A 25,725-nucleotide genomic window follows, 5' to 3' on the forward strand; every position below is an offset into this window, starting at 1 on the left:
GGGGCTTCCTTGCGGGGAGGGGTGTCCCAGGGTGGGGACCGGGCGGCGGTGTTCAGCGGGCGGGCTTCAGGAGGCGCAGGGCCTCGCGACTCGCGGCGGGGACCGGGCCGACGACCGGGACCGGGAAGCGGTCGCGGAGGGTTTCGGCGGCCTCGCCGAGGGGGCCGCCGCCGATGACGACGGCCTCGGCGCCGTCCTCCCGCACGCAGCGGTCGACGGCTTCGGCGAGCCGTTCCGTCATCTCCTCGGGGTTCGCCGCCAGCCGGTTCGGGTCGCCGGGGGTGAGACGGACGCCGGTGTACCGGGCGGACCGGCCGAGGCGGGCGACGCGGGCGTCGATCGCGGCGGCCAGGCCGGGGGTGGTGGTGGCGATGCCGAAGCGGCGGCCGTCCGCGCCTGCCTCGCGCAGGGCGGCCTCGGCGAGGCCGATGACGGGCACGGTGGTGCGGGCGCGGAGTTCCTCGACGCCGGGGTCGCCGAAGGCGCCGACGACGAAGGCCGCCACGTCGGGGCCGGCCGGGCCGGCGAGGAGGGTGTCCGCCGCGTCGAGGACGTGTCGGACCGAGGCGCGCAGCTGTTCCTCGTCGACGAGCATCGGCGGGCCGGCGGCGACGGTGACGCCCCGGACGTCGAAGCCGTCCTCCGGGCGCAGGGTGCGGCGGGCGATCGCGGCCATCATCGCGGTCGTGGCCCGGTCGGTGTTGGGGTTGACGAGGGCGACGAGGGGCATGCGTGCGTCTCCTTCACGGTGGCGGCGGCCGGACGTCCGCATGGTCCATGGAATCGCGGGGATCGGGTGGGCGTATCCACCGATCGGATGACCCCGCCCAGGACGGCGTGCGGGGCGGGACGGCGAGTGAGCGCCTCCCACCGAGTCGCGGAGGGCGTCACCCCGCTGGGGCACGCCGGGCGGCGCGGCTTCCGGGAGATCATCGGGCTGCTCACGGCGTTCCGCCGAGCGCGGGGGCTGTCGCTCGGGGCTACTCGACGGTAACGTGCGGGGCCGTCCACAGCCTTGGGGGGAATCGCATGGGTGTCGTCACGACGTTCGATCCGGTGGCCGAGCACGAGCGGACGCGCGCCGCGCTGGAGGGCGCGGTCGGGCGCCTGGTGGAACTGGTCGACGGGATCGACGAGTGGGAGGTGCCGTCCGGGGTGCCGGTGTGGTCCGTGGGGGACGTCGGCGCGCACCTCGCCGCCGTGTACCTCGCGTACCGCTCCGCCGTGACCGGCGACGGGGGCGTCGACTGGGACGGGCTGCTCACGGGCCGGGAGGGGTCGTTCGGGGAGCGGATCGCCGCCGTCAACGCCCTGTCCGTCACGCTCATCGCCGGGGAGGAGCGCAAGCGCCTGGGCGCGATCCTCGCCGAGCGGGGCGCGGCCTTCCTGCGGGACTCGGCGGGGCTCGCGCCCGACACGCCGGTCCCCGCGCCCTGGTACGGGCCGGGGCGGACCGTCCCGCTCGCGGCGGCGACGGGTCTGATGCTCAGCGAGACCCTGGTGCACGGGCTCGACATCGCGCGGGGCGCGCGCCGGCCGTGGCTCATCCCTCCGGCGGAGGCCTCGCTGGTGATCGGGCAGGCGATGGTGACGATGATGCCGCTGGCCCTCGACGCGGAGCGGGCGAAGGGGGTGCGGATCGCCTTCGACCTGGTCCTGAAGGGCGGTCCGCGGCTCGCGGTCGTCGTGGAGGACGGCGCGGCGACCGTCACGCGGGATCCGGGGCCGCGCGCGTACGACTGCCGGATCGTGGCGGCCCCGACGGCGTTCCTGCTCGTCTCCTTCGGCCGGCTGCCGATCTGGAAGGCGATCGCGCTGGGCCGGATGCGGGCCGGCGGGCCGCGGCCGTGGCTCGCGACGCGGCTCGGCCGGCTGATCACCGCACCCTGACGCGCGCATCAGACGCGGGGTCCGGTTCCGGGTCCGGGTCCGGTGAACGGCCAGGAGTCGATGTCCCGGTAGCGGACCGGGGCGGGCCCGCGGGCGTCGTCGCTGCCGACGAGGTGGAGCCGCGCGGTCGGCCACGCGCGGCCCTCGAACCCGTCGAGCACCCCGACCGCCTCCGGCACTCCGGCGATGTCGCCGCGACGGGCCCTGGCCAGCGTCAGGTGCGGCCGCAGTGGACGCCCCTCGTAGGCGATCCCGGCCTCCTTGACGAGCCGCCGCACGTCGTCGGCGAGCCGGTGCAGACCGGGGACGTCGCCCGCGATCCCGCTCCACAGGACGCGGGAGTCGAACTGCCCGCCGCCGCGGAGCGAGAGCTCCAGCGGCCCGCGCTCCGCGGCGAGCTCCGCGAGCGGCGCGTGCAGCCGGGGCACGACGGACACCGGCAGCTCGCCGAGGAAGGCGAGGGTGATGTGCCAGTCCTCGATCCGGTTCCAGCGCATCCCGGGGTACGCCGCGTAGGCCGGCGCCAGCGCCCGGGCGAGCTCGTCCTTGGCGTCGTCGGGCGGCGCCAGGGCGATGAAGACGCGGATGGTGGCGGGGGTGGCGGCAAGGGTGGCGGCGGGGTTGGACGTGTCGTTCACGGAACGATTCGTACCGTGCCGGGGCCGGGGCCGTGCGGGCGGGTCCCGTGACGGGACCCGCCCGGCGGGTTCACCAGTCGCCGTCGGCGACCGGGGCGCCCGGCGGGGGCGGCGGGCCGAGGGGCTTGACCTGCCACGGGGCGGGCGGGGTCCACGGGTCGAGGTCGTCGCCCAGCCACTCGCCCACCGGCTTCACGTCGGCGAGGGTGTCGGAGGGGGCGAGGTCGGTGCCGTCGGGATCGTCGTAGTCGTACCAGGGCAGTCCCGCGCGGGTGTACGCGGCGCGGTCGGCGGGCGACGGCGGAGGCTCCTCGCCGGTGATGCGGCGCCACTCGGGCGGCGTCACCAGGTGGACGAAGACGCGGGCCCCCGGGGTGTCCGACCAGTCGCGGGACGCGCGGTCGTCCTTGTACACCTCCTGCCGCATGGTGCCGCCGGCGCCGATGCCCATGGCCGCGGCGGCGGGCGGCGGGCCCGCGGGGGCGGCCATCGGCATCGGCGGCGGGCCGCCGTAGCCGCCGCCGGACGACGACCGGGGCATGGCGGCGAGGCGGCGGGCCCGCTCCTCGGCGAGGCGCCGCTGCTCCTCGCGCCAGGCGGCGCGGAGCTTCGGGTTGAGCGGGAACGCCTGGAGCTGGAGGCCGCCGACGGTCTCCTCGCCGGTGACCTGGCCCTCGACGGTGGCGCCCATGCCGAGCGGGACCGCGACGAACTGGCGCACCGTGCCCTTGCCGGAGTTGATGCCGTCGAGCCACGGCTGGCGGGGCAGCACCACGTAGTTCTGCGGCCGGCGGGAGAGCTTCCCGGTCCACTTCTCGCCGGAGACCGCGCAGACCTTGCCGACGCCGACCTGGAGCGCGGTGGGCTCCGGGCTGCCGGCGAAGCTCAGCCACATCGCCTCGCGGAGGTAGACCGGCAGCATCACGCCGCCCTTGGCCCGCCACGCCTCGGGCACCGTGTCGGGGTGGTCCTCGACCCGGCGGAGCGGAAAGGTGCCGAGCCCCGGCGGCAGCCCGTGGGTACCGGTCTCCGGCAGCCGCAGCGTCCGCATGAAGCGGACCCGCACCCCGTCCCCCAGCACCAGTGTGTCCCCGTCGATCCTGGTCGCGTCAGCGGTCACCGCGTCTCCCCTCGTCTCGGCACCGTCCCCCGTAACACGCCCGGCCGGAGCGGCCGGTTCCCGTCGGGTCGTGGCGTGTCGGCGACGCCTCGCGGGGGTTCCTCGCGCGGCTGCTCCTCGCTACTCCTCGCGGGCGGCTTCGGCCTCGGCGCGTTCCGCGTCGAGGGTGGCCTGGGCGTGGGTGTACAGGTCGCGGACGAACGATCTGGCGTCCTGCGGCGAGATCCCGGCACCGAGACCCAGCAGTCGTTCGGTCCAGGCGGCGAGCGGGTCGCCCTGCTCTTCGGCCATGACGTCACTCCTTCGGCCCCCTCCTCCCATCGTCCGCCCCGCCGCAGCCGACCGCAATCCGCTACCGCTCAGGGCGTGCCGCGCACCCGCAGGGCCGTGTCGCGCAGCCAGTGGGCGCTGCGCTTGGGGGTGCGGGTCTGGGTCGTGTAGTCGACGCGGACGAGGCCGAAGCGCTGGGCGTAGCCGTACGCCCACTCGAAGTTGTCGAGGAGCGACCAGGCGAGGTAGCCGCGGACGTCGGCGCCGGCCTCGCGGGCGCGGGCGACGGCGGCGAGGTGGGCGGAGAGGTAGGCGGTGCGGTCGTGGTCGTCGACGTGTCCGCGGGCGTCGGGGACGTCGTCGTACGCGGCGCCGTTCTCGGTGACGACCAGGGGGGTGCCGGGGTAGTCGCGGGCGATGCGGAGGAGCAGGGCGGTGAGGTCGTGGGGCATGACCTCCCAGCCGAGTCCGGTGACGGGCAGGCCGCCGTGCGGGAGGTTCCGGGTGACGGGGCGGCCCTGGGCGTCGGCGGTGGCGCCGTGCTCGTCGGTCCCTGAACTCCGCATCGAGCGGTAGTAGTTGACGCCGAGGGTGTCGATGGGGGTGGCGATGGCGGCGAGGTCGCCGTCGCGGACCGGGATCTCGACGCCGTGTGCCGCGAGGTCGGCGATCAGGTCGTCGGGGTAGCGGCCGCGCAGGACCGGGTCGAGGTAGAAGCGGAAGCCGAAGGCGTCGGCGCGGCGGGCGGCCTCGCGGTCGGCGGGGCTGTCGCCGGCGGGCGCGCTGGTGCCGAGGAGGTGGGTGACGGCGAGGTCGAGCGGGCGCCGGGCGTCGGCGCGCAGCCGGCGGGCGGCGAGGCCGTGGGCGAGGTGCAGGTGGTGCACGGCGGCGACGCCGTCGGCGAGGGAGCGGCCGCCGGGCGCGTGGACGCCCTCGACGTGCCCGAGGATCGCCGAGCAGAACGGTTCGTTGAGGGTGGTCCAGTGGGTGACGCGGTCGCCGAGCCGGTCGTGGACGAGGGCGGAGTAGTCGGCGAAGCGGTGGGCGGTGTCGCGGGCGGGCCAGCCGCCGGCGTCCTGGAGCTCCTGGGGCAGGTCCCAGTGGTAGAGGGTGAGCCAGGGGGTGATGCCGCGGCCGAGGAGTTCGTCGGTGAGCCGGTCGTAGAAGGCGAGCCCCTTCGGGTTGGCGGGGCCGCGTCCGCCGGGCTGGACGCGGGGCCAGGAGACGGAGAAGCGGTACGTGTCGAGCCCGAGGTCCGCCAGGAGCGCGACGTCCTCGGGCATGCGGTGGTAGTGGTCGCAGGCCGTGTCGCCGGTGTCGCCGTGGTCGATCGCGCCGGGCACGCGGCAGAAGGTGTCCCAGATGGAGGGGGTCCGGCCGTCCTCGGCGACGGCGCCCTCGATCTGGTAGGCGGAGGTGGCGGCGCCGATGCGGAAGCCTGGCGGGAGGCGGGCGATCAGGGCGTCGTCGGCGGGGAAGCGGGCGTCGGCGGACATGGGTGGGTGCTCTCCGGTGGCAGCGGTACGGGGCGGCCCGGGCGCCGCGTCGGGCGTCCGGGCCGCCCCGTACGAGGGGGACGGGAGGTCAGGGCAGGACGTGGTCGGCGTTCAGGACCTGGCCGCGCTCGGGGCGGTACAGGTCGAAGCCCCGGGTGTCGCACTGGAGGCCGCCGTTGACGCAGTGGTCGACCAGGGCCTTGAGGGTGCGCTCCTCCCACGCGTTGAAGAAGTCGTAGTGGAAGGAGTAGCCGCGGCCGCTGGCCAGGCGGACCCGGCTCAGGTCGCCGTTGACCGGCCAGGCCATCTTGAACTCGATCATCGGCAGGGCGACCGGGTGGGAGGCCGGACACATGTTGTCATTGGTTCCGGGCTTCACGACCGGGTACGCCATGTGGCTCTGGTGGTCGGGGGTGTCGAGGTGCAGGCCGTTCCAGCAACTGGGTGCCTGCATGCGGAGGTTGAGCTGGACGTCGGGTCGGCTCGGGCAGTTCGCCGGGATGTCGGTGTTGAAGAAGCTGTCCCCGCACTCCCAGCCCTCGACGAAGCCCTTGTGGCCGCGGAACTCCTGCTCGGTCTGCGTCGGCTTGCCGACGACGAACCGCAGTCCCGTGGGGAAGGGCCGGACGCTCCGGTAGTCGGTGACGCCCGCCTTGTAGTAGATGACCTGCGGGCCCACCGGCAGGATCTTCTGGTCCCCGTTGTACAGGGAGGGCATCCAGTAGGCGGAGGCGTCCGCGGGCGCCTTGCAGGTGGTGGTGCCTCCGTGGAGCGAGCCGGTGGTGCTGGCGGCGTCGGTGGAGGTGTTGCCCATGAACGTGTGGTCGTGGGACGTGCCGTACTGGCCGGGGTAGACGATCGGGTCGTCCGGGGCGGTGTGGGAGACGGCGCAGCCGGCCTGGAACTCGTGGTGGTAGGCCGGGGGCGGGGTGGCCGTGGACGGGGTGACGCCGGTGACCGGCGGGTTCGCCGGTATGTACCCGTCTCCGTCGGCGTCGTCGCCGGAGGCCTGGGTGGAGGCGGCCATCTGGTGCCCGACGTGCTGGGCGGCCGCGGCGACGGCGGGCGGGATGCCGCCGTCCGGGTCCGTGGCCCGGGCGATCGTGCCGATGCCGAGGGCGCCGGCGATGAGGGCCGTGCTCACGAGGAGTACGGAGAGCCGCTGCGGACCCGATCTCATTCTCATGGGGATCTCCTCAGTGGGGGGGAGGGAGGGGTGGTGCGGCCGGTCAGGCGTACACGCCGAACTCGTGGAGCGAGTAGCCCCAGCCGGTGCCGCGCGCGGTCATGTGCACGCGCACGTGGCGGGCGGTGGCTCCCGACCCGATCGTGTCGACGTCGCCGTCGCCGGCGGTCTGGGTGTGGATCGTGCGCCAGTTCCGGCCGTCGTCGGAGACCTGGACCTCGTAGGCGCGGGCGTACGCCGGGTCCCAGACGAGCTGGAGGCGGGAGAAGGAGCGGAGGGAGCCGAGGTCGACCTGGATCCACTGGGGGTCGGACCAGTCGCCGGCCCAGCGGGTGTTGGGGTCGCCGTCGGTGGCGTTGCCGGGCGGGCAGGGGCAGTCGCCGTACGAGGCCTGGAAGGAGGAGGCGGTGGTGGGGCGGCCCCGGGCGAGGTTCGTGCCGGCGACGGGCGGGGCGACGACCTTGACCGACCTGGTCTCGATGCCGGCGTTGCCGCGGCCGTCCTCGGCCTGGACGTACACCTTCCAAACGCCGAGCTTGGCGGGGGCGGTGACGGTCAGGGAGCCGTCGGCGCCCAGCCGGTGCGGGGTCTCGATCAGCCGCTTGTCGCCGTTGGCGTAGTTGCCGCTGAGGAAGACCTTGGTGGTGAGGGGGTCGCCGTCGGGGTCGCGGATGTCGGCGCGGACGGTGAACTCGCCGCCGGCCGGGGCGGATCCGGACGGGGTGACGGTCATGTCCGTGATGACGGGCGGGGTGTTGTCGCCGGCGGTGCTGCCCGTGTACGCCTTCTTCAGGGCGTAGTACGAGAGCCGCTTGAGGCCGTCGGGCAGCAGGTTGAACCAGACGCCGCCGAAGTCGTGCTCGGTGCCGTAGTGGAAGACGGTGGCGCCGAGGGCGACGCCCCGGTGGCCGGTGACGCACTCCCAGGCGCGGGTGTAGCCCTCGGCCTTCTGCACGTCGGTGGGTTCCTCTGCGACGCCGTTGGCGTCCTTGGGGCTCTCCCACTCCCCCGCCGGGCCGGTCTCGGTGATGAGGTACGGCTTGGTGTAGCCGCCCTGCTCCCAGTCCTCGCGCACCCCGCACAGGTCGCCGTAGGCGTTCATCGAGTAGAGGTCGAGGTCGGGGGCGTTGCGCTGGTAGTAGGGCCAGGCTCCGGTCCAGGCGTCGGTGGAGGTCACCGGGTGGTCCGGGTCGATGGAGTGGATCTTCTTGGCGACGTCGTTGACGAAGGTGGTGTAGGCGTTGCGCTGGGCTTCGAGTTCGGTGCCGGAATAGCAGTTCTGGAGGCCGAGGACGGACTCGTTGCCGACGTTCCACATCAGGGTGGCGGGGTGGGACTTGTACTCCTGGACCCACCGGGCGAACTCGTTCAGCATGTTCGTCTTGTACGTCGTGTCGGTGACGTAGTTCGCGCAGCCGCCGGAGCCGGGGCCGCCGCCGGGCTGGAGCCAGAAGCCGTTCATGACGCGGATGCCCTGGGCGGCGGCCGCGTCGAGGAGCGGCTCGGTGGAGCCGTCGGTGCCCCAGGTGCGGATCGTGTTGACGCCCAGGGACTTCACGTCGGGCATGTGGCGGGCGGCGTCGGCGACGGCCGGGCCCCAGGTGACGCCCTTGACGGTGTACGGCTGGCCGCCGACGGTCAGCTGCCAGTCGCCCTGGCCGCCGGTGACGCGGACGGCGCCGCCGGTCTGGGGCGGGGTGCCGCCCTCCTCGCCGTAGACCCTGAACTCCCAGAGGGAGAGGCCGTACCCGCCGGCGCGGGTGACGCCCTGGAGGCGGACGTGGCGGCCGGTGCCGGAGACGGCGATCTCGTCGGTGCCGCCGTCGGAGCCGGTCACGGACTTCACGGTGCGCCAGTCGGTGCCGTCGTCGGAGAGCTGGATGTCGTACGCGGTGGCGTGGGCGGCCTCCCAGTCCAGTACGACGCGGCTGACGGCGGCGGTGCGGCCGAGGTCGACCTGGAGCCACTGCCCGTCGCTCCACTGGCTGGCCCACCGGGTGCCGGGGTCGCCGTCGACGGCCGCGGAGGCGGGGAAGGCGGCGCCCTCGGTGGAGGACGCGGTGGCCGCCCTGCCCTGGGAGAGCAGGGTCTCGGCGGCGGAGGCGGGGGCGGCCGTGAGGGCGGTGAGGGAGGCGGCGAGCAGGGCGCCGAGGGAGACGAGGGAGGCGGTGGTGCGGGCGCGGGGGTGCCGGGCGGGTCCGGCGGGGGCGTGCGTGGGCATGGCGGCTCCGTGACGGGCGCGATGAGGGGAGGGGTGCCCTTCCGGGCGGCGCGGCGGGACGGGTCGCCGCCCGGAAGGGGTGGGAGGGCCGGGGCGCGGCGGCGGGCGGCGCGCCCCGGCGGGTCGTCACGGGAAGTGGACGACGGTGGAGGGCACGGTCGAGGTGCCGGCGGGGATGGTGGACGCCCCGGTGTCGTTGATGACGTGGTTGTAGTGGCCCATGCCGCCGAGGGAGACCACCAGGAGGCTGTGGAACTTCACCCCCGGCTTGACGGGCGCCTTGAAGCCGTGGTCCTGGACGATGGTCGGGTCCACGTTGTAGTTGCAGTAGCTGCCGAGGCCCCACGCCTCGTGGGTGTCCACCGAGTCGTCGACGCGGTAGGCGGCGTAGCCCTTGGTGGTGCCGTTCTGGACGGCGGCCTGGTCGGGAGCGTCGTACGCCTTCTCGTTCTGGTAGAAGACGGTGCGGCCGCGCTCGCCGTACCACTCGACGTCGTACTTGTTGAAGTGCTCGACGAAGAGGCCGGTGGCGAGGACGTCGTCGCCGTGGACGCGGACGCCGTAGTCGGCGCGGTTGGTCTCCCAGCCGACGCCGTCGCCGTGGTCGGCGCGCCAGACCCAGGTGTGGTCGACGATGACGTCGTCGCTGTTGACGACCATGGCGACGGTGGCCTTGCCGGGGCCGGCGCCGCCGATGCGGAGGTAGACGTCCTGGACGGTCGTCGGGTCGGCGGCGTGGTCGGCCGAGGAGTTCTGCGGGCCGAGCTCCAGCAGGACCGGGGAGTTGACCGGGCCGGCGTCGACGAGGAAGCCGGCGAGGCGGACGCCGTCGACGTCGGCGACCTTCATGGCGGCGACGCCGTTGTCCGGGATGATCGTGGCGAGACCGAGGCCGAGCACGATGGTGCCCGCGCGGTCGATCTCGATCGGCCGGTCGACGTGGTAGACGCCGGGCGTGAAGAGCAGGTGCAGGCCCTGCTTGACGGCCTGGTTCATGGTCGCGGCGGTGGTGCCGGGCTTGACGACGTAGAACTGGGTCAGCGGGATCTTCTCGCCCTGCGGGGCGCCGTTCGCCCAGGTGGTGCCGCGGGCGTTGGTCCGCTTGGCCGGGGAGAAGACCTTGTACTGGTTGTCCTCCCAGATCAGGTAGGGCTTCTCACGGGAGATCGGGGTGGTGTCCAGGGTGGTGTAGCGCGGCTCGGGGAAGGAGGTCGGGGGCGCGCCCTCGGTGCCGGAGAAGGTCTGGTTCCAGACACTGTTGGACCAGCCGCCGATCGAGCTGTCGCGGGTGTACCACTGCTGCTGCGAGTAGTTGCCGACCTGGCCGTCGATCTTGGAGTCGGCGATGTAGCCGCCGGAGGCCCAGCCGTAGCCGTTGGGGGCGAGGTTGAGGCCGCCCTTGACGTGCATGCGGCGGAAGGAGGAGGCCTGGGAGACGGCCCAGCGGTCGGTGCCGTTCACCGGGTCGAGGGCGAGGCCCTCGGCGCCGCGCCAGAAGTTCTGGGTGGCGTTGCCGTTGAACCAGCCGGCGTCGACGGTGACGTCGCCGTTGATGGTGGTGTCGTCGGGGCGGACGCCGAGGCCGGCGATCTGGGTGTAGAAGCCGAGCTGGGCGTTGATCCCGTCGTACGTGCCGGGCTTGAGGAGGAAGGCGTGGCGGCCCGCGCCGAACTGGGCGGACTCCTGCTCCTGGAAGACCGCGTCCAGCTTGGCCTGGAGGCCGGGCGTGGACGGGTCGTAGACGTGCACGTCGGGGCCGAGGTCGCCGCCGCCGGGCAGGGTGGGGCCGGTGCCGTCGTCGGAGCCGTACACCTGGAACTCCCAGAGGGAGTAGCCGTATCCGGTGCCTCTGGTGAGGCCGTTCATGCGGACGTAGCGGCCGGAGCCGGAGAGGGCGACCTCGTCGGTGCCGCCGTCGCCGGCCGAGACGGCGGTGACGGTGCGCCAGCTGGTGCCGTTGTCGGAGGCCTGGATCTCGTAGCTCTTGCCGTAGGCGGCCTCCCAGGTGAGGACGGCCCTGCTGAGCTGCCTGCTGGCGCCGAGGTCGACCTGGAGCCACTGGGGGTCCTGCCACTGGCTGGCCCAGCGGGTGCCGAAGTCGCCGTCGACGGCGGCGGAGGCGGGGAAGACGGCACCTTCGAGGGTGGAGGCGGTGGCCGTCCTCCCCTGGGAGAGGAGGGTCTCGGCGGCCTGGGCCGCGGTCGTGGGGACGACCGCGAGCAGGGTGCCGGCCAGGGCGGCGACGAGGGCGCCGGCCGTGGAGCGGCGGAGCGTGGGGGTGGGGCGCCGGCGAGCCGGCGGGGACCCAACGGGGGACATAAGTCTCCTCGGTGATACATGGCGGACACGTGGGAGAGCGCTCTCCCGAAACCTTGCACGGGCGGCGAGTTGACGGTCAAGGCGTACGACACGACTTTTCTTTTGACTTGCATTAAGCATCGATCGCGGAGTGGGGCCGGGGCCGCAGGCGTGTCCCCCACCGGACGGGCCGCACCGATAAAGTGCGTGGATGGGGAATCGAGGACCGACCCTGGAGGACGTCGCACGCGAGGCGGGGGTGTCCCGCGCGACCGTGTCCCGGGTGGTCAACGGCGTGCGGAACGTGGCTCCGGAGATCCAGGAGGCCGTACGCGAGGCGATCGCGCGCACCGGATACGCGCCGAACCAGGCGGCCCGCTCCCTGGTGACGCGCCGCACCGGCGCCGTCGCCCTGGTCCTCTCGGCGACCGGCGGCTCGTTCACCGCGCGCCTCTTCTCCGACCCCTTCTTCGGACGGGTCGTCGACGGCGTCCTCCCGGTCCTCCGCGAGCGCGCCGTGCAGCCCGTGCTGCTGGTCGCGGAGTCCGAGCCGGCCCGGACGCAGCTGGTCGAGTACCTGCGGCGCGGCGGGGCCGACGGCGCCCTGGTGGTGCCGCTCGACGAGGAGGACCCGCTGCCCGGGATGCTCGTCGCGGCCGGGCTCCCGACGGTGCTCTTCGGCAGCCCCCGCGCCGGCGTCCGCTGCGGCTGGGTGGACCTGGACAACGCGTCGGGCGCCCGGCTCGCCGCCGACCACCTGTGGACGGCCGGGCGGCGGCGCCCCGCGACGATCGCGGCGCCCGTGACGGCCCCGGCCGCGCGCGAACGCCTCGACGGCTTCACGGCGGCGCTCGCGGCCCGGGGCGTGACCGGCGTGCCGGTCGAGCGCGGGCGCTTCACCGAGGAGAGCGGCCGGGACGCGATGGCCCGGCTGTGGCGGCGGGACCCGGGGATCGACGGGGTGTTCGCGGCGAACGACCTGATGGCCCGCGGCGCCTGCCGCTTCCTCGCGGAACGCGGCGTGGCCGTGCCCGGCCGGGTGGCGGTGATCGGCTTCGACGACTCGGTGGCGGCCCGCTCGGCCGCTCCCCCGCTGACGACCGTGCGCCAGCCGGTCGAGGAGATGGCCTCGGCGATGGCCCGGCTGATCCTGGCCCGTCTGGACACGGGCACGCCGGAGACCGGTTCGAGGGTCTTCGAACCGGTCCTGGTGGTCAGGGACTCGGCCTGACGGCGGGCCCGGAAGACCGCCCCCCTGACGGCAGGGGCGGCCTTCCGGGCGGTCCGGGGCGGCGGTGCGTCAGCCGCGCAGGTCGCGGTGGGCGCGGATGAGTTCGGCGTAGCGGCGGCCGCTGGTCTTCAGGGTGCGCCGCTGGGTGGCGTAGTCGACGTGGACGAGGCCGAAGCGCTTGTCGTAGCCGTAGGCCCACTCGAAGTTGTCCAGGAGCGACCAGGCGTAGTAGCCGGCGAGCGGGGCGCCCTTGCGGACGGCGCTCGCGCAGGCGGCGAGGTGCTGCTCCAGGTAGCGGGTGCGGTCGGGGTCGTGGACGGCTCCGTCGGGGGCGGTGGTGTCGGGGAAGGCGGAGCCGTTCTCGGTGACGTACAGCTCGCGGACGCCGTACTCCTCGGTGAGCCGCAGCAGCAGGCTCTCCAGGCCGGCGGCCTCGATCTGCCAGTCCATGCCGGTGCGGGGCACGTCGGGGAGGCGGACCTCGCGGGCGTACGGGACGGGTCCCCGGGGGTCGTCGGCGACGGTCACCGGGAAGTAGTAGTTGAGGCCGTGCCAGTCGAGCGGGGCGGCGATGGCCGCCGGGTCGCCGGGCCTCTCGGGGAGTTCGACGCCGTACAGCTCGCGCATGTCGGCGGGGAAGCCCTTGCCGTACACCGGGTCGAGCCACCAGCGGTTGCTGTGGCCGTCCATGCGGCGGGCGGCGGCCAGGTCCTCGGGACGGCTGGAGGCCGGCTCGACGGTGGAGTGGTTCGTCACCAGGCCGACGCGGGCGCCGGGCGCGGCGGCCCGGATCGCGGCGGTCGCGAGGCCGTGGCCGAGGAGCAGGTGGTACGAGGCGCGGACGGCGGCCGTCAGGTCGGTGAGGCCCGGGGCCATCCGGCCCTCCAGGTGGCCGATCCAGGCCGAGCAGAGGGGTTCGTTGAGGGTGGCCCAGCGGCTGACGCGGTCGCCGAGCCGCTCGGCGGCGACGGAGGCGTACGCGGCGAGGTGTTCGGCGGTTTCGCGGGAGGTCCAGCCGCCGCGGTCCTGGAGGGCCTGCGGCAGGTCCCAGTGGTAGAGGGTGACATTCGGGGTGATGCCGGCGTCGAGGAGGCCGTCGACGAGCCGGTCGTAGAAGTCGAGCCCGGCGCCGTTGACGGGGCCGTCGCCGCCGGGGAGGACGCGGGGCCAGGCGATCGACATCCGGTAGGCGTCGGTGCCCAGTTCCTTCATCAGGGCGAGGTCCTCGGGCCAGCGGTGGTAGTGGTCGCAGGCCGTGTCGCCGGTGTCGCCGTGGTCGATCGCGCCGGGCACGCGGCAGAAGGTGTCCCAGATGGAGGGGGCGCGGCCGTCCTCGGCGACGGCGCCCTCGATCTGGTAGGCGGAGGTGGCCGTGCCCCAGGCGAAGGAGGGCGGGAAGGCCGCCAGGTCGATCGGGGTGGCAGTGGGGTCGGACACGGGGTGCCTTTCTGCGGTACGGAGCTGGGGGCGGGGCTGGGGCCGGGGCCGGGACGGGGCACGCGGGTGGTCCCGGCGCCGTGCGGCCGTCACTTGACCGCGCCCGCGGTGAGGCCGGCGACGAGGTAGCGCTGGAGGAGGAGGAAGCCGGCGACGACGGGGACGCTCACCACGAGGGAGGCGGCCATCACCTGGTTCCAGTAGACGTCGTTCTGGGTGGCGTAGCCCTGGAGGCCGACGGCGAGCGTGCGGGTGGTGTCGTCGGTCATGACGGAGGCGAAGAGGACCTCGCCCCAGGCGGTCATGAAGGCGTAGACGGCGACCGCGACGATGCCGGGCCGGGCGGCGGGCACGATCACGCGGAAGAGCGCGCCGATCGGGCCGCAGCCGTCGACCTTCGCCGCCTCGTCGAGCTCGCGCGGGATCGAGTCGAAGTACCCGGTGAGCATCCAGATGGAGAAGGGCAGCGAGAAGGTCAGATAGGTGAGGATCAGGCCTTCCCGGGAGCCGAAGAGGGCCAGGCCCGTGGCGTTGCCGATGTTGACGTAGATGAGGAACAGCGGCAGCAGGAAGAGGATGCCGGGGAACATCTGCGTCGACAGGACGGTGACGGTGAAGACCCGCTTGCCCCGGAAGGTGTAGCGGCTGACGGCGTACGCGGCGAAGATCGCGACGGCGACGGAGAAGACGGTGGCCGCGCCGGCGACGACGATCGAGTTCACGAAGTAGTCGGCGAGCGGGACCGTCTCCCAGATGTCCGCGTACGGGCGCGGGGTGAGCGCGGACGGGATCCACTCGAACTTCCCCGAGACGTCCTCCAGCGGCTTCAGCGAGCTGGAGACCATCACGTACACCGGCAGCAGGACGAAGCCGGTGAGGAGGGTGAGGACGATCCGCCGGGTCCACAGGAAGGAGCGGGGCGGGGCCATCGGGGAGCGCGGGCGGGCCGTGCGCCCGTGGGCGGCGTCAGGCATCGGAGGTCTTCCTTCCGCGGCTGGTGAGCAGGAGGTAGACGCCCGTGACGAGGAGGAGGAAGAGCAGCAGGAGCACGGACATGGCCGAGCCGGTGCCGAAGTTCCACGTCTGGAAGGACGACTGGTAGATGTGGAGCGAGATGAGGTCGGCGGCTTCCGGGGCCGCGTCGCCGAAGAGGACGAACGGCGTGTTGAAGTCGTTGAAGGTCCAGAGGAAGAGGACCAGGACGAGGACCTGGTTGACCGGGCGCAGCGACGGCAGGGTGATGTGCCGGATCTGCTTCCAGACGCCGGCCCCGTCGAGGGCGGCGGCCTCGTACATCTCCCGGGGGATGTTCTGGAGGCCGGCCATCACGGTGAGGAAGGCGAAGGGCCAGCCCTTCCAGACAGAGACGACGAGCAGCGCCCAGAAGCTGTTGTCGCCGATGAGCCAGAAGGCGGGGGTGTCGCCGATGCCGAGCTGGTCGTGGAGGACGTGGTTGATGAGGCCGTTGTCGCGCTGGAACATGAACGTCCAGGTGATGACGGCGGCGTAGACGGGCAGCGCGTACGGGACGAGGAAGAGGGTCCGCAGGACGCCCCGGCCGCGGAAGTTCTCCTGGAGGAGGACGGCCGCGGCCGTGCCGAGGAGCCAGCACAGGCCGACGGAGAGCATGGTGAACCGGCAGGTGGTCAGGAAGGACTTGAGCAGCGACTGTCCGACGGCCGCGTCGAAGTCGAGCGAGACGGAGAAGTTGTCGAGTCCCGACCAGGGGGCGGCGGCCCAGTCGCGGATGTAGAACTGCGTGAGCTCCTTGAAGCTCATGGTGATGCCCATGAGCATCGGCACGAGGTGGACGAGGAGTTCGAGGAGCAGGGCGGGCAGGAGGAGGACGTACGGCAGTGCGAGGCGGCGACGCCCGGAGCGGCGTGCGGTGCGCGCCCCTCCGGGTGTGGCCCTGCGCACCGCCGGCTCCCGCGCGGGGGTGACGGCGGTCTGGGTCATGGGGGTGGTGCCTACTTCTTCGGCATCTGCTGCTGGGCCTTGTCGAGCTTGGCCTTGACGGACTCGGTGGTGACGGGCCGGCCGGCGGCGGCGTCGGCGAAGAGCTCCTTGACGGCGGTGCCCACGACGGTCTCGAACTGCGACTCCTCCGGGACCTGCGGGAGGGCGGCGGCGCTGGAGGCGAGGGTGTCGCGGATGACGGCGAGGGACGGGCCGGAGAAGGCGGCGTCCTTCTGGGCGGTCTTGACCGGCGGGACGGAGCCGTAGGTCTTGTTGAGGGCGGTCTGCTCCTCGTCGCTGGTCATGAACTTCACGAACTTCAGGGCGCCGTCGAGGTTCTTGGTGTTCTTGAAGACGGCGAGGTTGATGCCGGCGACCATGGAGTTGGTGGCGGTGCCGGTGCCCGGCTTGCCCGAGGGGACGGGGGCGGGGACGACGCCCCACTCGTCCTCGCTCATGCCCTGGGAGGCGAAGGTCTGGGACGGGGTCTGCCAGAGGACCATGCCCGTCTTGTCCTTGGCGAAGTCGCTGAGGGACTGGTTCTGGGCGTACTCGGCGTTGCCGGGTGCGACGATCTTGTGGACGGCCATGAGGTCGACGTACTGCTTGACGGCGGCGACGGCGCCGTCGGAGGTGAAGTCGGCCTTGCCGTCGGCGGTGAAGAAGTCGGCGCCGTGCTGCTTGCCGAGGACGAAGACCTGGTGGATGTTGTTGGAGAGGTTGGAGCCCTCGACGCCGATGCCGGACTTGCCCTTCTCGCCGAGCTTCTTGCCGGCGGCGATGACCTCGTCCCAGGTCGTCGGCGGCTCGGCTATGCCGGCGTCCTCGAACATCTGCTTGTTGTAGTAGAGGGCGTAGGCCATCGAGTAGAGCGGGACGGCGGCCGGGTCCTGGCCGGGGGCGCCGGTGGAGCCGAGCGCGGAGTCGACGAAGCGGTCCTTGCCGCCGATGGCGTCGAAGTTCTTCGCGTCCCAGGGGAGGAGGGCGCCGGTGGCCTGGAGGGAGGCGCTCCAGGTGTTGCCGATGTTGAGGACGTCCGGGCCCTGGCCGGAGGTGGCGGCCGTGAGGATCCGGTTGAGGAGGTCGGACCACGGGATCACCTCCAGCTTCACCTCGATGCCGGTGCGGCGCTCGAACTCGTCCAGCTCGGGCTGCAGGACCTTCTTGTCGACCTCCAGGCTGGAGCCCTGGTTGGAGGCCCAGTAGGTGAGGGTCTTCTTCGCCTGGCCGCCGTCCTCCCCGCCGCCGCAGGCGGTCGCGGTGAGGACGAGGGAGAGGGTGACGGCACCCGTGACGGCGGCTCTGATTCTGCGCATGGCTCCTGGTCCCTTTCAGGGAAGGCGGGAGGACCGACAGGGGGAGCGCCCGGACCGCTCTCCGCCGCGTCGGCTTAATTTAGGATGTGAGTTAAACCCCATGAGAAGGGCGCGTCAAGGCTTGTCGTGCGGGTATGTTGCAGCCGACGACTACGAGGGACGGGGACGAGAGTGCACGCGAAGAGTGGCCGCACGGTGCGCGACCTGCGGCGCGAGAACCGGACGGCGGTGCTGCGCAGGCTCTACTTCGACGGCCCGATGAGCCGGCTGACGCTGGGCCCCGCGACCGGCCTCTCCTCCGGCTCGGTCAGCAACGTGGTCGCGGAGCTGGTCGCGGAGGGCCTCGTGGAGGAGGCCGGCAGCGTCGACTCGGCGGGCGGACGCCCCCGCACCCTGCTGCGGATCACCCCGGGCAGCGGCTGCATGATCGGCGTCGACATCGGCGAGACGCGGGTCCGGATCGAGCTGTTCGACCTCGCGCTGACCGAACTCGCCCGCACGGAACGCCCGTTGGCGACGTCGGGACCACGGACGGGGCGGTACGAGGTCGGGGTCGTCGTCGCCCACCTCCGCGACGGCATCGCGGAGGTCCTGCGCGCGGCGGAGGTCCCCGCGGAGCGGCTGCTCGGCGTCGGCATCGGCGTCCCCGGCATCGTCGAACACACCGAGACGGACGGCGCGGTCGTGCACGGCCAGACCATCGGCTGGGACGCCGTCCCCCTCGAACGCCTCCTGCGCGAGGCGGTCGACCTGCCGCCGGAGGTCCCGTACCGCATCGACAACGGCGCGAAGACCCTCGGCCAGGCCGAGATGTGGTTCGGCGCGGGCCGGGGAGCGCGGAGCGCCGCCGTCGTCCTCTTCGGCTCCGGCGTCGGCGCCTGCGTGCTCACGGACCCCCTGGGCCCCGGACGCGCCCTGGAATGGGGCCACCTGACGGTACGGGTACGGGGCCGCCGCTGCCGCTGCGGCGCCCAGGGCTGCCTGGAGGCGTACGCGGGCGCGGAGGCCCTCCTCGAACGCTGGCGCGAGGCCGGCGGCCGGCCACCGGCGGGCGCGGACGAGGAGACGGCGCTGACGGCGATGCTGGCAGCGGCGTATCCGGCACACGCTGGGCCCCACCGGCCCGCGGGCGCCCCGCCCCTGGCGGAACCGGCCGACGGCGGGCCGCGCGACGGCCGCTCGCGCGAAACCGGGACCGGGGCCGAAACCGGGACCGGGAGCGTCGAGGCCGGGACCGGGAGCGTCGCAGCCGGGACGCAGCCCGACGCCGTGGCGGTTGCCGTGCTGGATGAGACCGCCGAGTATCTGGGGGCCGGGCTCGCCGATCTGATCAATCTGTTCCAGCCCGAGCGGATCCTCGTGGGCGGATGGGCCGGGCTGCAGCTCGGGGCGCGGTTCCTCGCGGACGTGGCGTCGTACGCCCGTGCGTACGCGTTGCGGCATCCCGGCGGGCGGACGGAGATCGTGCTCGGCACGCTCGGGCCCGAGGCGGTGACGGTCGGGGCCGGGCTCCTGCCGCTGGTCGACTTCTTCGCCCAGGGCGGGCGGCGGCCCGAGCGGGCGCCGAGCATCCCGGCGCCCGCCTGGCAGACCGCGCTGCGGGACCGGGTCTCCAGCTGAGCCCCGGCCGCCGCCGGAACGGCTACGCGTACGGGTTGAAGGGGATGCCGGCCGGCTTCGCCTTCGCCAGGTGGTCGGCGAAGCTGCCGTCCTTCAGCCCGAAGTGGGCGCTGCCGAAGTCCGCCTGGCTGAGCTTCTCGCGGATGCCGGCCGGGTAGCCGTTCCAGCCGACGAGCGCGGGGAACTGCCAGGTGTGCTGGTGGTTCTCCGGCGGCTCGTCGTTGCCGTTGGCGGCGCGGAAGCAGTGCGTGCCGATGCCGTCCTTGTGGTAGACGACCTTCGGGTGGGTGCCGTCCCAGCGGATGGCGTCCCGGCCGTGGACGGTGAACGACCCGTGGTTCGAGGTGGACACGTACTGCGCCTGCCCGTTCTGGATCCAGACGACGACGTGCTCCCAGTCGTGGCGGTGGCCGCCGAGCCCGCTGCCCCAGACCGCCTGGTCCTTCTCGAAGTACAGGCCGTAGAGGACGGCGCACCAGCCGTTGTCGCAGAGCGCGCGCGAGTAGCCGTTGGTGTTGGTGAGGTCCCAGGAGTCGTGGCACTGGCCGCTGACCGTGCCGGAGGGGTTGAGTCCGGCGTTGAGGGTGCCGTCCGGGCCGATCGCGGCCGTCGGGTAGCAGCCGTCGGTGTCGTAGTCGTACGCGGGCTGGTAGGTCTGCTCCAGGGCGGACGCGTTCGCGGGCAGCGCGGGCGGCGGGGCGGCGAGGGCGGTGCCCGGGACCGCGAGGAGGAGGGCGAGGGCGCTGCCGAGGACGGCGGCCCCCTTCGTGAGGCGACGCGAGGTCTTCAACTCCGGCTCCCTGGTGGGGTCGAGGGGGGTGAGGGTGCGGCGGTCGCGCCGTGTGTCCGACGCGACGGACGACCGCGCGCTGACATGCCCACTCCAAGCCACGGTCAAACGGCAGGCAACCACACGAGGGGCCGGAACGTCCTGATCAGGGATGCCGGGGGAAGACCGGGGAAAGGACGGACGGCTGTGGCGGGACGGGAAGGGAAACCGGGGACGCGGTGGCCGCGGCGGTTCCGGCGGACGCCGGAGGGCGGACGCCCGCGCGGCCGGCTGCTCGCCGGACTCGGCGCCGCGACCGCCGCGCTGCTCGCGCTGCACCGCTTCGTACCGAACACCCCCGGGCGGCTGGGCAGTCTGCTGGAGACCCTCCTCTTCTGGCTCGGCCCCCTCACCGCGCTGCTCCTCCTCTGCGCGGCGGCGCGGCGCGCCCGTACGGCACTGCTCGTCCTGCTCGTCCCGGCCCTGGTCTGGGCCGCCGCCTTCGGTCCGCGACTGCTGCCCGAGGGGCCGCCCGGCCCGCGCGAACTCACCGTCGTCCAGCACAACGTCGCCGACGACAACGCCGATCCGGTCGGCACGGCCCGCGCCCTGACTGACTCCGGCGCCGACCTGATCGCCCTCCAGGAACTGGTCGACCCGGCCCTGACGGTCTACCGCCGGGAACTCGCGCCCCGCTACCCGTACCACGCCGTGCGGGGCACGGTCGGCCTCTGGTCCCGCCACCCGCTCGGCGCCACCCGGGCGCTGGACGTCAGACCGGGAGACCTCACGGAGCCGTGGCAGCGGGCGCTGCGGGCCGAGGTGCGGACACCGTACGGGGAGGTGGCCGCGTACGTCGTCCACCTGCCCTCCGTACGGCTCGGGCCCGGCGGGCTCGCGTCCGCTCGGCGCGACGAGAGCGCCGCCCGCCTCGGACGCCTCCTGGCGTCGGAGCCGGCGCGCCGGGTGATCCTGGCCGGCGACCTCAACGGCACGGTCGAGGACCGCGGCCTGGCCCCGCTCACCTCACGCCTCGGCGCCCCCGCGCGGGGCCTCGCCCTGAGCTACCCGGCCGCCCTGCCCGTGGCCCGCATCGACCAGGTCCTCGCGCGCGGCGGACACGTGCCGGCGATCCGCGCGCTCCCCGCCACCGGAAGCGACCACCTCCCGGTGCTCGCCCGGGTCGCCCTGGACCCGGCCGCGTAGCCGCTCCGCGAACCGGGCGCCGCCGCCGTGTCACACGGCGGCGTGGTGAAGGGCGTCCAGGGCGGCCCGCTCGTCCTCGGAGAGGCGCAGCGCGCCGGCCGCCACGTTCTCTTCGAGGTGGCCGGGGTCGCCGGTGCCGGGAATGGCCAGGACGTGCGGGCCTCGGTGCAGCGTCCAGGCCAGCCGGACCTGGGCGGGGCTCACCCCACGGGCGCGCGCGATCGCCTCCACCGTGCCGTCGTCGCGCGCGGGCGCTCCGGCCTCGCGGCCGGCGCCGGCGATCGAGTAGAACGGCACGAAGGCGATGCCCTGTTCGCCGCAGAGGCGCAGGAGTTCGTCCCGGTCGGGCGAGACGCCGATGCCGTACATGTTCTGGACGCAGACCACCGGTGCGATCGCCTGGGCCTCGGCGAGGTGGTGCGGGCGGATGTTGGAGAGGCCCAGGTGGCGGACGAGTCCGGCGTCGCGGAGTTCGGCGAGCGCGCCGAAGCGGTCGGCGATCGAGTCGGTGCCGACGATGCGGAGGTTGACCACGTCGAGGTGGTCGCGGCCGAGGCGGCGCAGGTTCTCCTCGACCTGGCCGCGCAGTTGCCCGGGAGTGGCGTGCGGCAGCCAGTCGCCCGAGGGGCCGCGGCCGGGACCGACCTTGGTCGCGATGACGAGGTCGTCCGGGTAGGGGGCGAGGGCGCGGTTGACCAGTTCGTTGGCGCAGCGCAGCGACGAGAAGTAGAAGGCGGCGGTGTCGAGGTGGTTCACGCCGAGGTCGACCGCGCGGCGCAGCACCGCGATCGCCTGGTCGCGGTCGCGCGGGACGGCGCCTGGGGCGAACGCCTCGCCGTGCTGGGGCAGCCGCATCGTGCCGAAGCCGATCCGGCGGACCGTGCGGTCGCCGAGCTGCCAGGTACCGGAAGCGGAGGCGTCGATCGTCTGTGAGGTCATGGAGGGATGATCGTCGCGCGGTACCCTGACGGGCTATTGATTCGCGCATGTGCGAATCCGACGGGGAGGGGCGGCGTGGCGGAGCTGGCGTTCTCGGCGAACGACCTCGCGCGGGTGCGGTTCGCCGTCTCGCCGATGTGGGAGGTCGCACCCAGCTTCCGGCTGCTGACGTCGAAGACGCCGCATCCGGTCCACCGGCCCTGGGTCGAGCAGGTGCGCCCCCGGGTGGTGGCGGCCGGGCTGGACCGGGGATGGCTGGCCGAGCTGGTCGGCCCATCCGCCTATGTGCCCGATTTCCTCAACCCGGCCCCCGCGGGGCCCGCCCCCACGGCGGCGGACGAGTGGAACGCGGTCGCGGCGACGCCCGTCGAGCGGGTGCGCCGGGACCTCGACCACCTCGCGCGCCACCAGGGGCGGCTCGGCCCCCGCCTGTCGGACCTGCACGCCGATCCGGCCGCCCGGCTGCCCAAGGTCGCGCACGAGCTCGAAACCTACTGGGAGGTGGCGCTCGCCCCGTACTGGGCGCGGATACGGGCGGTCCTGGACGCCGACGTCTTCCACCGGGCCCGCACGCTCGCCGAGTACGGCTCCGGCCGGCTCTTCGACGACCTGCACACCTCGGTGAGCTGGGACGACAACGCGCTCACCCTCGGCCGCCGGAAGCGCGGAACGCCCCGCCGGTCCGCGGGCGCGGGCCTGCTGCTGATCCCCTCCGCGTTCACCGGGCCCGGCCTGCGCACCCGGGTGCGGCCGCCGGACCCGCCGCAGCTCGCCTATCCGGCCCGTGGTGTCGGCGCGCTGTGGGAGACCCGGCCCGCGACCGGGGCCGGCGCGCTCACCGCGGTCCTCGGCCGGTCACGCACCCTGCTGCTGACCGAGCTGGGGTCCCCGGCCTCCACCACCGAACTGGCCCGCCGCACGGGGCTCTCCCCCGCCGGCGTGTCCCGATGCCTCACGGCACTGCGCGACGCCGGCCTGGTCAGCGCCCACCGGGCCGGCCGCTCCGTCCTCTACGCCCGTACCGCCGCCGCGAGGGCCCTCCTCGAAGCCGCCTCAGCCTGAGGCGGCTTCGAGGAGGGTCCGGGGGCGGCCGTCCGGGCCGGGACGGGCGTGGCGGTAAGGGTGGCGGCGAGGCAGGCGGTGCTGTCGGCGTTCGCGATGTCCTCGTCGACGCCGGTCGAGGGGGCGAACATCCGGGCGGCGGCCCGGCCTTCGCGCGTCGGCGCGGAGCAGACGTACACGTCGAGCGGCCCGAGCCGGTCACAGGCGGCCCGCAGCCGCTCGAAGTCCGGGGCGAGAGCGGCGAGTTCGTCGCGGTTCGCCACCGGAAGGAGCAGCCCGGCCCGCCCGACGGAGGCGATCCGGCCCGGCCCGGCGGGACGCCGCCCCCGCCCCAGGGCGGGGAGGACGAGCTCGTACGCGGCGGGCCCCGGCTCCCTCAGCTCCACGGGCCCGGGTTCGGAGGCGGCGCGGGCCAGGCCGTCGCCTTCGAGCCGGGCCCACCCGCCGAACACCCGCCCGACTATCAACGCCCGGCGGTGTGCAGAAGCCCGTCGAACTCCCCGTCACGAGCGGCGATACGCGCGAGGGCGGCGACGGTGCCGTGCCCGCAGGCGGGCAACTCCCCCTCGGAGGTGAAGAACCGCAGCGCGTAGGCCGGCGCACCGCCCCCGGCGGGCGCCGACGGTGTGACGAAGACGGCGTGCGAGGCCCCGACGAGCCCGGGAACCCGCCGCCGCAGGTCATCGGTCGGCCGTGAGGGCCACTCCGCCGGAACCGGCACGTGGACCGGTCCGCCGTCGTCACCGGACGGGGCGGGGCGCCGGCCCTGGTCGGCAGAGGACGGGAGCGCCCGCCGTCCGCGCCCTCACCGGACGGGCCCCGGTCATCGGCGGTGCCGCGTGGGGGCGGGTCCTCGATGACCGCCGTGGGGCTGCCGCCGGCGTCGCCGCGCAGGCAGGCTCGGACGAGCGTCGCCGATCGGGCCACCTGGGCCCTGGGCACCGTAACCTCCCGAACGCACCCCGGGCCACGGGGCGTCGCCGGGGCCGTCAGGACGGGTGGCCGGTTCGGGAGTTGTAGGTGGGAGGGGTTGACGGGGCCTCGGCGCCTCCATAAGTTCACAGCTTGATAAAAGGCTTGCCGCCTTGTGGGACACGTGCGGGCCCGGGCGGGCCGGGATCCGTGCGGCAGTGCGGCACCGCCTCGACGAAAGGGTTGTCAGGTGCAACTCAAATTGCCACGGGGTGCACGCCCCCGGTCCCTCGCCGCCCTCCTCACCGGCGCCCTCGTGGCGACGGGCCTGGTCCTCACCGCGCCCGGCACCGCACAGGCGGCCGGTGAGCGCGTGGACGTCTGGCTCACCACCACCTCCGACGCCGGGGGCCGTACCGTCACGCGGGGACTCGCCCCGCAGGCGCCGCTCGCCTTCGGGCCGGCCGGCGGCTCCGCGAGCCACACCATCACCGTCGACGAGTCCACGACCTACCAGCAGTTCGAGGGCGGCGGCGCCTCGATCACCGACACCACCGCCCACCTCTTCCGCGGCGGGGCGATCAGCGCCGCCACCCGCGACGAGGTGATGCGCAAGCTCTTCTCCCCCACCGACGGCATCGGGCTCTCCTTCGTCCGCAACCCCATCGGCGCCTCCGACCTCTCGCGGCCCGGCAACGTCTCCCTCGACGACACCTGCTGCGACCTGAACGACTTCGGCGCCAACGGCTACGACACGAACGTGCGGCTGCTGACCTCGCAGGCCGAGCGGCTCAACCCGGCGCTCCGGGTCAAGGGCGTGCCGTGGAGCGCGCCGGGCTGGATGAAGGACAACGGCCGGATGGACCAGATGGGCTGGCTGAAGTGGGAGCACTACCCCACGTACGCCCAGTACCTGGTCAAGTACATCCAGAGCTACCAGGCGGCCGGCGTCGAGGTCGACTACCTGTCGGTGCAGAACGAGCCGAACTGCTGCCAGGCCGGCAATCCCACCGCCATGAACTACCCGGGCATGAGCTGGAACCCGTCCGGGCTCGTCGAGTTCACCAAGAACCACGTCTACCCGGCCTTCCGGGCCGCCGGGATCACCACCAAGGTCCTGGTCCACGACTGGAACTACGGCGACTACGCCGACTTCGGCGCGGCGGTCCTCGGTGACGCGGGCGTCCGGAACGACCCGCTCTTCGGCGGCATCGCCTGGCACGGCTACTTCGGCGACCCCGCCGTCGGCAGTCAGGTCCACGACCGGTACCCGTCCGTGCGGCAGTTCAGCACCGAGCACTCCGGCGGCACCTGGGTCGGCAACCAGCACAACGAGGACCTCAAGGACATCGTCTCCTACGCCCGCAACTGGAGCAGCAGCCTGGTCAAGTGGAGCCTGGCGCTCAACCAGGACATGGGGCCGCACAACGGCGGCTGCGGCACCTGCACCGGTCTCGTCACCGTGCAGGAGGGCGGCGCCCGGGCCGGGCAGGTCGACTACACGATCGAGTACTACACGACCGGTCACCTCACCAAGTTCGTGAAGCCGGGGGCGTACCGGATCGCCTCGACCGACAACGCGACCGTGCAGAACGTCGCCTGGCGCAACCCCGACGGCTCCAAGGCACTGATCGCGCACAACGGCGGCGGCTCCGCGCAGTCCGTCCGCGTCGACTGGGGCGGCCAGTCCTTCACGTACACCCTGCCGGCCCGCACCACCGCCACCTTCACCTGGGCCGGGACGCCGGGCTCCGGCGCGCCCACCGGGGCGCTGACCGGACTCGCGGGCAAGTGCCTGGACGTGGCCGGCGCGTCGAGCGCCGACGGCACCGCCGTCCAGCTGTACACCTGCAACGGCACCGCCGCCCAGCGGTGGACGCTCTCCCCCGACGGCACGATCCGCGCGCTCGGCAAGTGCCTCGACGTGACGGGCGGCGCCACCGCCGACGGGACCAAGGTGCAGCTCTACACGTGCAACGGGACCGGAGCCCAACGCTGGAGTTACGACGCGACCACCCACGACGTGGTGAACACCGCCGCCGACAAGTGCCTGGACGTCACGGGCAACACCTCCGCCGACGGCACCCGGGCGCAGATCTGGTCCTGCACCGGCGCCGCCAACCAGAAGTGGACCCACCAGGCGTCCTGACCGCCT

22 protein-coding genes are annotated in these 25,725 nt (G+C 73.7%); 6 read left to right on the forward strand and 16 right to left on the reverse strand.

What is annotated here, in order from left to right; all coding sequences use genetic code 11:
• Positions 1 to 52: 52 nt before the first annotated feature.
• On the reverse strand, positions 53 to 730 hold the full coding sequence (locus HHL19_RS23095) for an aspartate/glutamate racemase family protein (protein ID WP_169092207.1): 678 nt from the start codon (positions 728 to 730) through the stop codon (positions 53 to 55).
• A gap of 299 nt (positions 731 to 1,029) precedes the next feature.
• Between HHL19_RS23095 and HHL19_RS23100 the strand changes: the two genes are divergently transcribed.
• Positions 1,030 to 1,890: a maleylpyruvate isomerase family mycothiol-dependent enzyme gene (locus tag HHL19_RS23100; protein WP_169092208.1), complete on the forward strand. Its 861-nt coding sequence runs from the start codon at positions 1,030 to 1,032 to the stop codon at positions 1,888 to 1,890.
• 8 nt (positions 1,891 to 1,898) lie between these two features.
• Here HHL19_RS23100 and thpR read toward each other — a convergent pair whose 3' ends face one another.
• The 7 genes from thpR to HHL19_RS23135 all read right to left on the reverse strand — a co-directional run bounded on the left by thpR (position 1,899) and on the right by HHL19_RS23135 (position 11,140).
• On the reverse strand, positions 1,899 to 2,528 hold the full coding sequence (gene thpR, locus HHL19_RS23105; protein ID WP_169092209.1) for an RNA 2',3'-cyclic phosphodiesterase: 630 nt from the start codon (positions 2,526 to 2,528) through the stop codon (positions 1,899 to 1,901).
• A gap of 70 nt (positions 2,529 to 2,598) precedes the next feature.
• Positions 2,599 to 3,648, reverse strand: coding sequence for a hypothetical protein (locus HHL19_RS23110; protein ID WP_169092210.1), 1,050 nt, complete (start codon positions 3,646 to 3,648; stop codon positions 2,599 to 2,601).
• Positions 3,649 to 3,768: 120 nt separating this feature from the next.
• Entirely contained in the window at positions 3,769 to 3,939 is a 171-nt protein-coding gene (locus HHL19_RS23115; protein ID WP_169092211.1) for a hypothetical protein, read from the reverse strand.
• 68 nt (positions 3,940 to 4,007) lie between these two features.
• A complete protein-coding gene (locus HHL19_RS23120; protein WP_169092212.1) occupies positions 4,008 to 5,414 on the reverse strand; it encodes a GH1 family beta-glucosidase in 1,407 nt (468 codons plus the stop codon).
• 88 nt (positions 5,415 to 5,502) lie between these two features.
• Positions 5,503 to 6,594, reverse strand: coding sequence for a DUF1996 domain-containing protein (locus tag HHL19_RS23125; RefSeq protein ID WP_169092420.1), 1,092 nt, complete (start codon positions 6,592 to 6,594; stop codon positions 5,503 to 5,505).
• 49 nt (positions 6,595 to 6,643) lie between these two features.
• Positions 6,644 to 8,821, reverse strand: a complete 2,178-nt coding sequence (locus tag HHL19_RS23130; RefSeq protein WP_169092213.1) for a discoidin domain-containing protein — start codon at positions 8,819 to 8,821, stop codon at positions 6,644 to 6,646.
• 126 nt (positions 8,822 to 8,947) lie between these two features.
• Positions 8,948 to 11,140: a discoidin domain-containing protein gene (locus HHL19_RS23135; RefSeq protein WP_169092214.1), complete on the reverse strand. Its 2,193-nt coding sequence runs from the start codon at positions 11,138 to 11,140 to the stop codon at positions 8,948 to 8,950.
• Between the two features lie 190 nt (positions 11,141 to 11,330).
• On the opposite strand from HHL19_RS23135, the gene HHL19_RS23140 reads away from it, so the two are divergent.
• Positions 11,331 to 12,350, forward strand: coding sequence for a LacI family DNA-binding transcriptional regulator (locus HHL19_RS23140; protein ID WP_169092215.1), 1,020 nt, complete (start codon positions 11,331 to 11,333; stop codon positions 12,348 to 12,350).
• 69 nt (positions 12,351 to 12,419) lie between these two features.
• On the opposite strand, the gene HHL19_RS23145 is transcribed toward HHL19_RS23140, so the two are convergent.
• From HHL19_RS23145 to HHL19_RS23160, 4 genes are all read right to left on the reverse strand, one after another.
• The gene (locus HHL19_RS23145; RefSeq protein ID WP_346768384.1) at positions 12,420 to 13,787 is read right to left on the reverse strand and encodes a GH1 family beta-glucosidase; all 1,368 of its coding nucleotides are present in this window, start codon (positions 13,785 to 13,787) and stop codon (positions 12,420 to 12,422) included.
• Between the two features lie 89 nt (positions 13,788 to 13,876).
• Positions 13,877 to 14,716, reverse strand: a complete 840-nt coding sequence (locus HHL19_RS23150; protein WP_169092422.1) for a carbohydrate ABC transporter permease — start codon at positions 14,714 to 14,716, stop codon at positions 13,877 to 13,879.
• 37 nt (positions 14,717 to 14,753) lie between these two features.
• Positions 14,754 to 15,746, reverse strand: a complete 993-nt coding sequence (locus tag HHL19_RS23155; RefSeq protein ID WP_169092216.1) for a sugar ABC transporter permease — start codon at positions 15,744 to 15,746, stop codon at positions 14,754 to 14,756.
• 11 nt (positions 15,747 to 15,757) lie between these two features.
• Positions 15,758 to 17,062, reverse strand: coding sequence for an extracellular solute-binding protein (locus tag HHL19_RS23160; RefSeq protein WP_169092217.1), 1,305 nt, complete (start codon positions 17,060 to 17,062; stop codon positions 15,758 to 15,760).
• Between the two features lie 171 nt (positions 17,063 to 17,233).
• Between HHL19_RS23160 and HHL19_RS37625 the strand changes: the two genes are divergently transcribed.
• On the forward strand, positions 17,234 to 18,682 hold the full coding sequence (locus tag HHL19_RS37625; protein WP_346768385.1) for an ROK family transcriptional regulator: 1,449 nt from the start codon (positions 17,234 to 17,236) through the stop codon (positions 18,680 to 18,682).
• 22 nt (positions 18,683 to 18,704) lie between these two features.
• Here HHL19_RS37625 and HHL19_RS23175 read toward each other — a convergent pair whose 3' ends face one another.
• A complete protein-coding gene (locus tag HHL19_RS23175) occupies positions 18,705 to 19,472 on the reverse strand; it encodes an NPP1 family protein (protein ID WP_169092218.1) in 768 nt (255 codons plus the stop codon).
• A gap of 186 nt (positions 19,473 to 19,658) precedes the next feature.
• On the opposite strand from HHL19_RS23175, the gene HHL19_RS23180 reads away from it, so the two are divergent.
• Complete coding sequence (locus HHL19_RS23180; RefSeq protein ID WP_346768386.1) at positions 19,659 to 20,657, forward strand: endonuclease/exonuclease/phosphatase family protein; 999 nt, start codon at positions 19,659 to 19,661, stop codon at positions 20,655 to 20,657.
• Positions 20,658 to 20,687: 30 nt separating this feature from the next.
• Here HHL19_RS23180 and HHL19_RS23185 read toward each other — a convergent pair whose 3' ends face one another.
• Complete coding sequence (locus tag HHL19_RS23185; RefSeq protein ID WP_169092220.1) at positions 20,688 to 21,596, reverse strand: oxidoreductase; 909 nt, start codon at positions 21,594 to 21,596, stop codon at positions 20,688 to 20,690.
• A 135-nt stretch (positions 21,597 to 21,731) separates the two neighbouring features.
• Here HHL19_RS23185 and HHL19_RS23190 point away from each other — a divergent pair, with 135 nt between their 5' ends.
• Positions 21,732 to 22,658, forward strand: coding sequence for a helix-turn-helix domain-containing protein (locus tag HHL19_RS23190; RefSeq protein WP_240981841.1), 927 nt, complete (start codon positions 21,732 to 21,734; stop codon positions 22,656 to 22,658).
• On the opposite strand, the gene HHL19_RS23195 is transcribed toward HHL19_RS23190, so the two are convergent.
• Positions 22,607 to 23,110, reverse strand: coding sequence for a PhzF family phenazine biosynthesis protein (locus tag HHL19_RS23195; RefSeq protein WP_346768387.1), 504 nt, complete (start codon positions 23,108 to 23,110; stop codon positions 22,607 to 22,609). The genes HHL19_RS23190 and HHL19_RS23195 overlap by 52 nt on opposite strands.
• Positions 23,111 to 23,121: 11 nt before the next feature.
• Positions 23,122 to 23,379 (reverse strand): PhzF family phenazine biosynthesis protein, encoded by a 258-nt coding sequence (locus HHL19_RS37630; RefSeq protein ID WP_346768388.1) that lies wholly within the window; start codon positions 23,377 to 23,379, stop codon positions 23,122 to 23,124.
• Positions 23,380 to 23,886: 507 nt separating this feature from the next.
• Here HHL19_RS37630 and HHL19_RS23200 point away from each other — a divergent pair.
• Positions 23,887 to 25,719, forward strand: a complete 1,833-nt coding sequence (locus tag HHL19_RS23200; RefSeq protein WP_346768400.1) for a ricin-type beta-trefoil lectin domain protein — start codon at positions 23,887 to 23,889, stop codon at positions 25,717 to 25,719.
• Positions 25,720 to 25,725 lie beyond the last annotated feature (6 nt).

It is taken from the genome of Streptomyces sp. R302 (assembly GCF_012927245.1).
Taxonomy (GTDB): domain Bacteria; phylum Actinomycetota; class Actinomycetes; order Streptomycetales; family Streptomycetaceae; genus Streptomyces.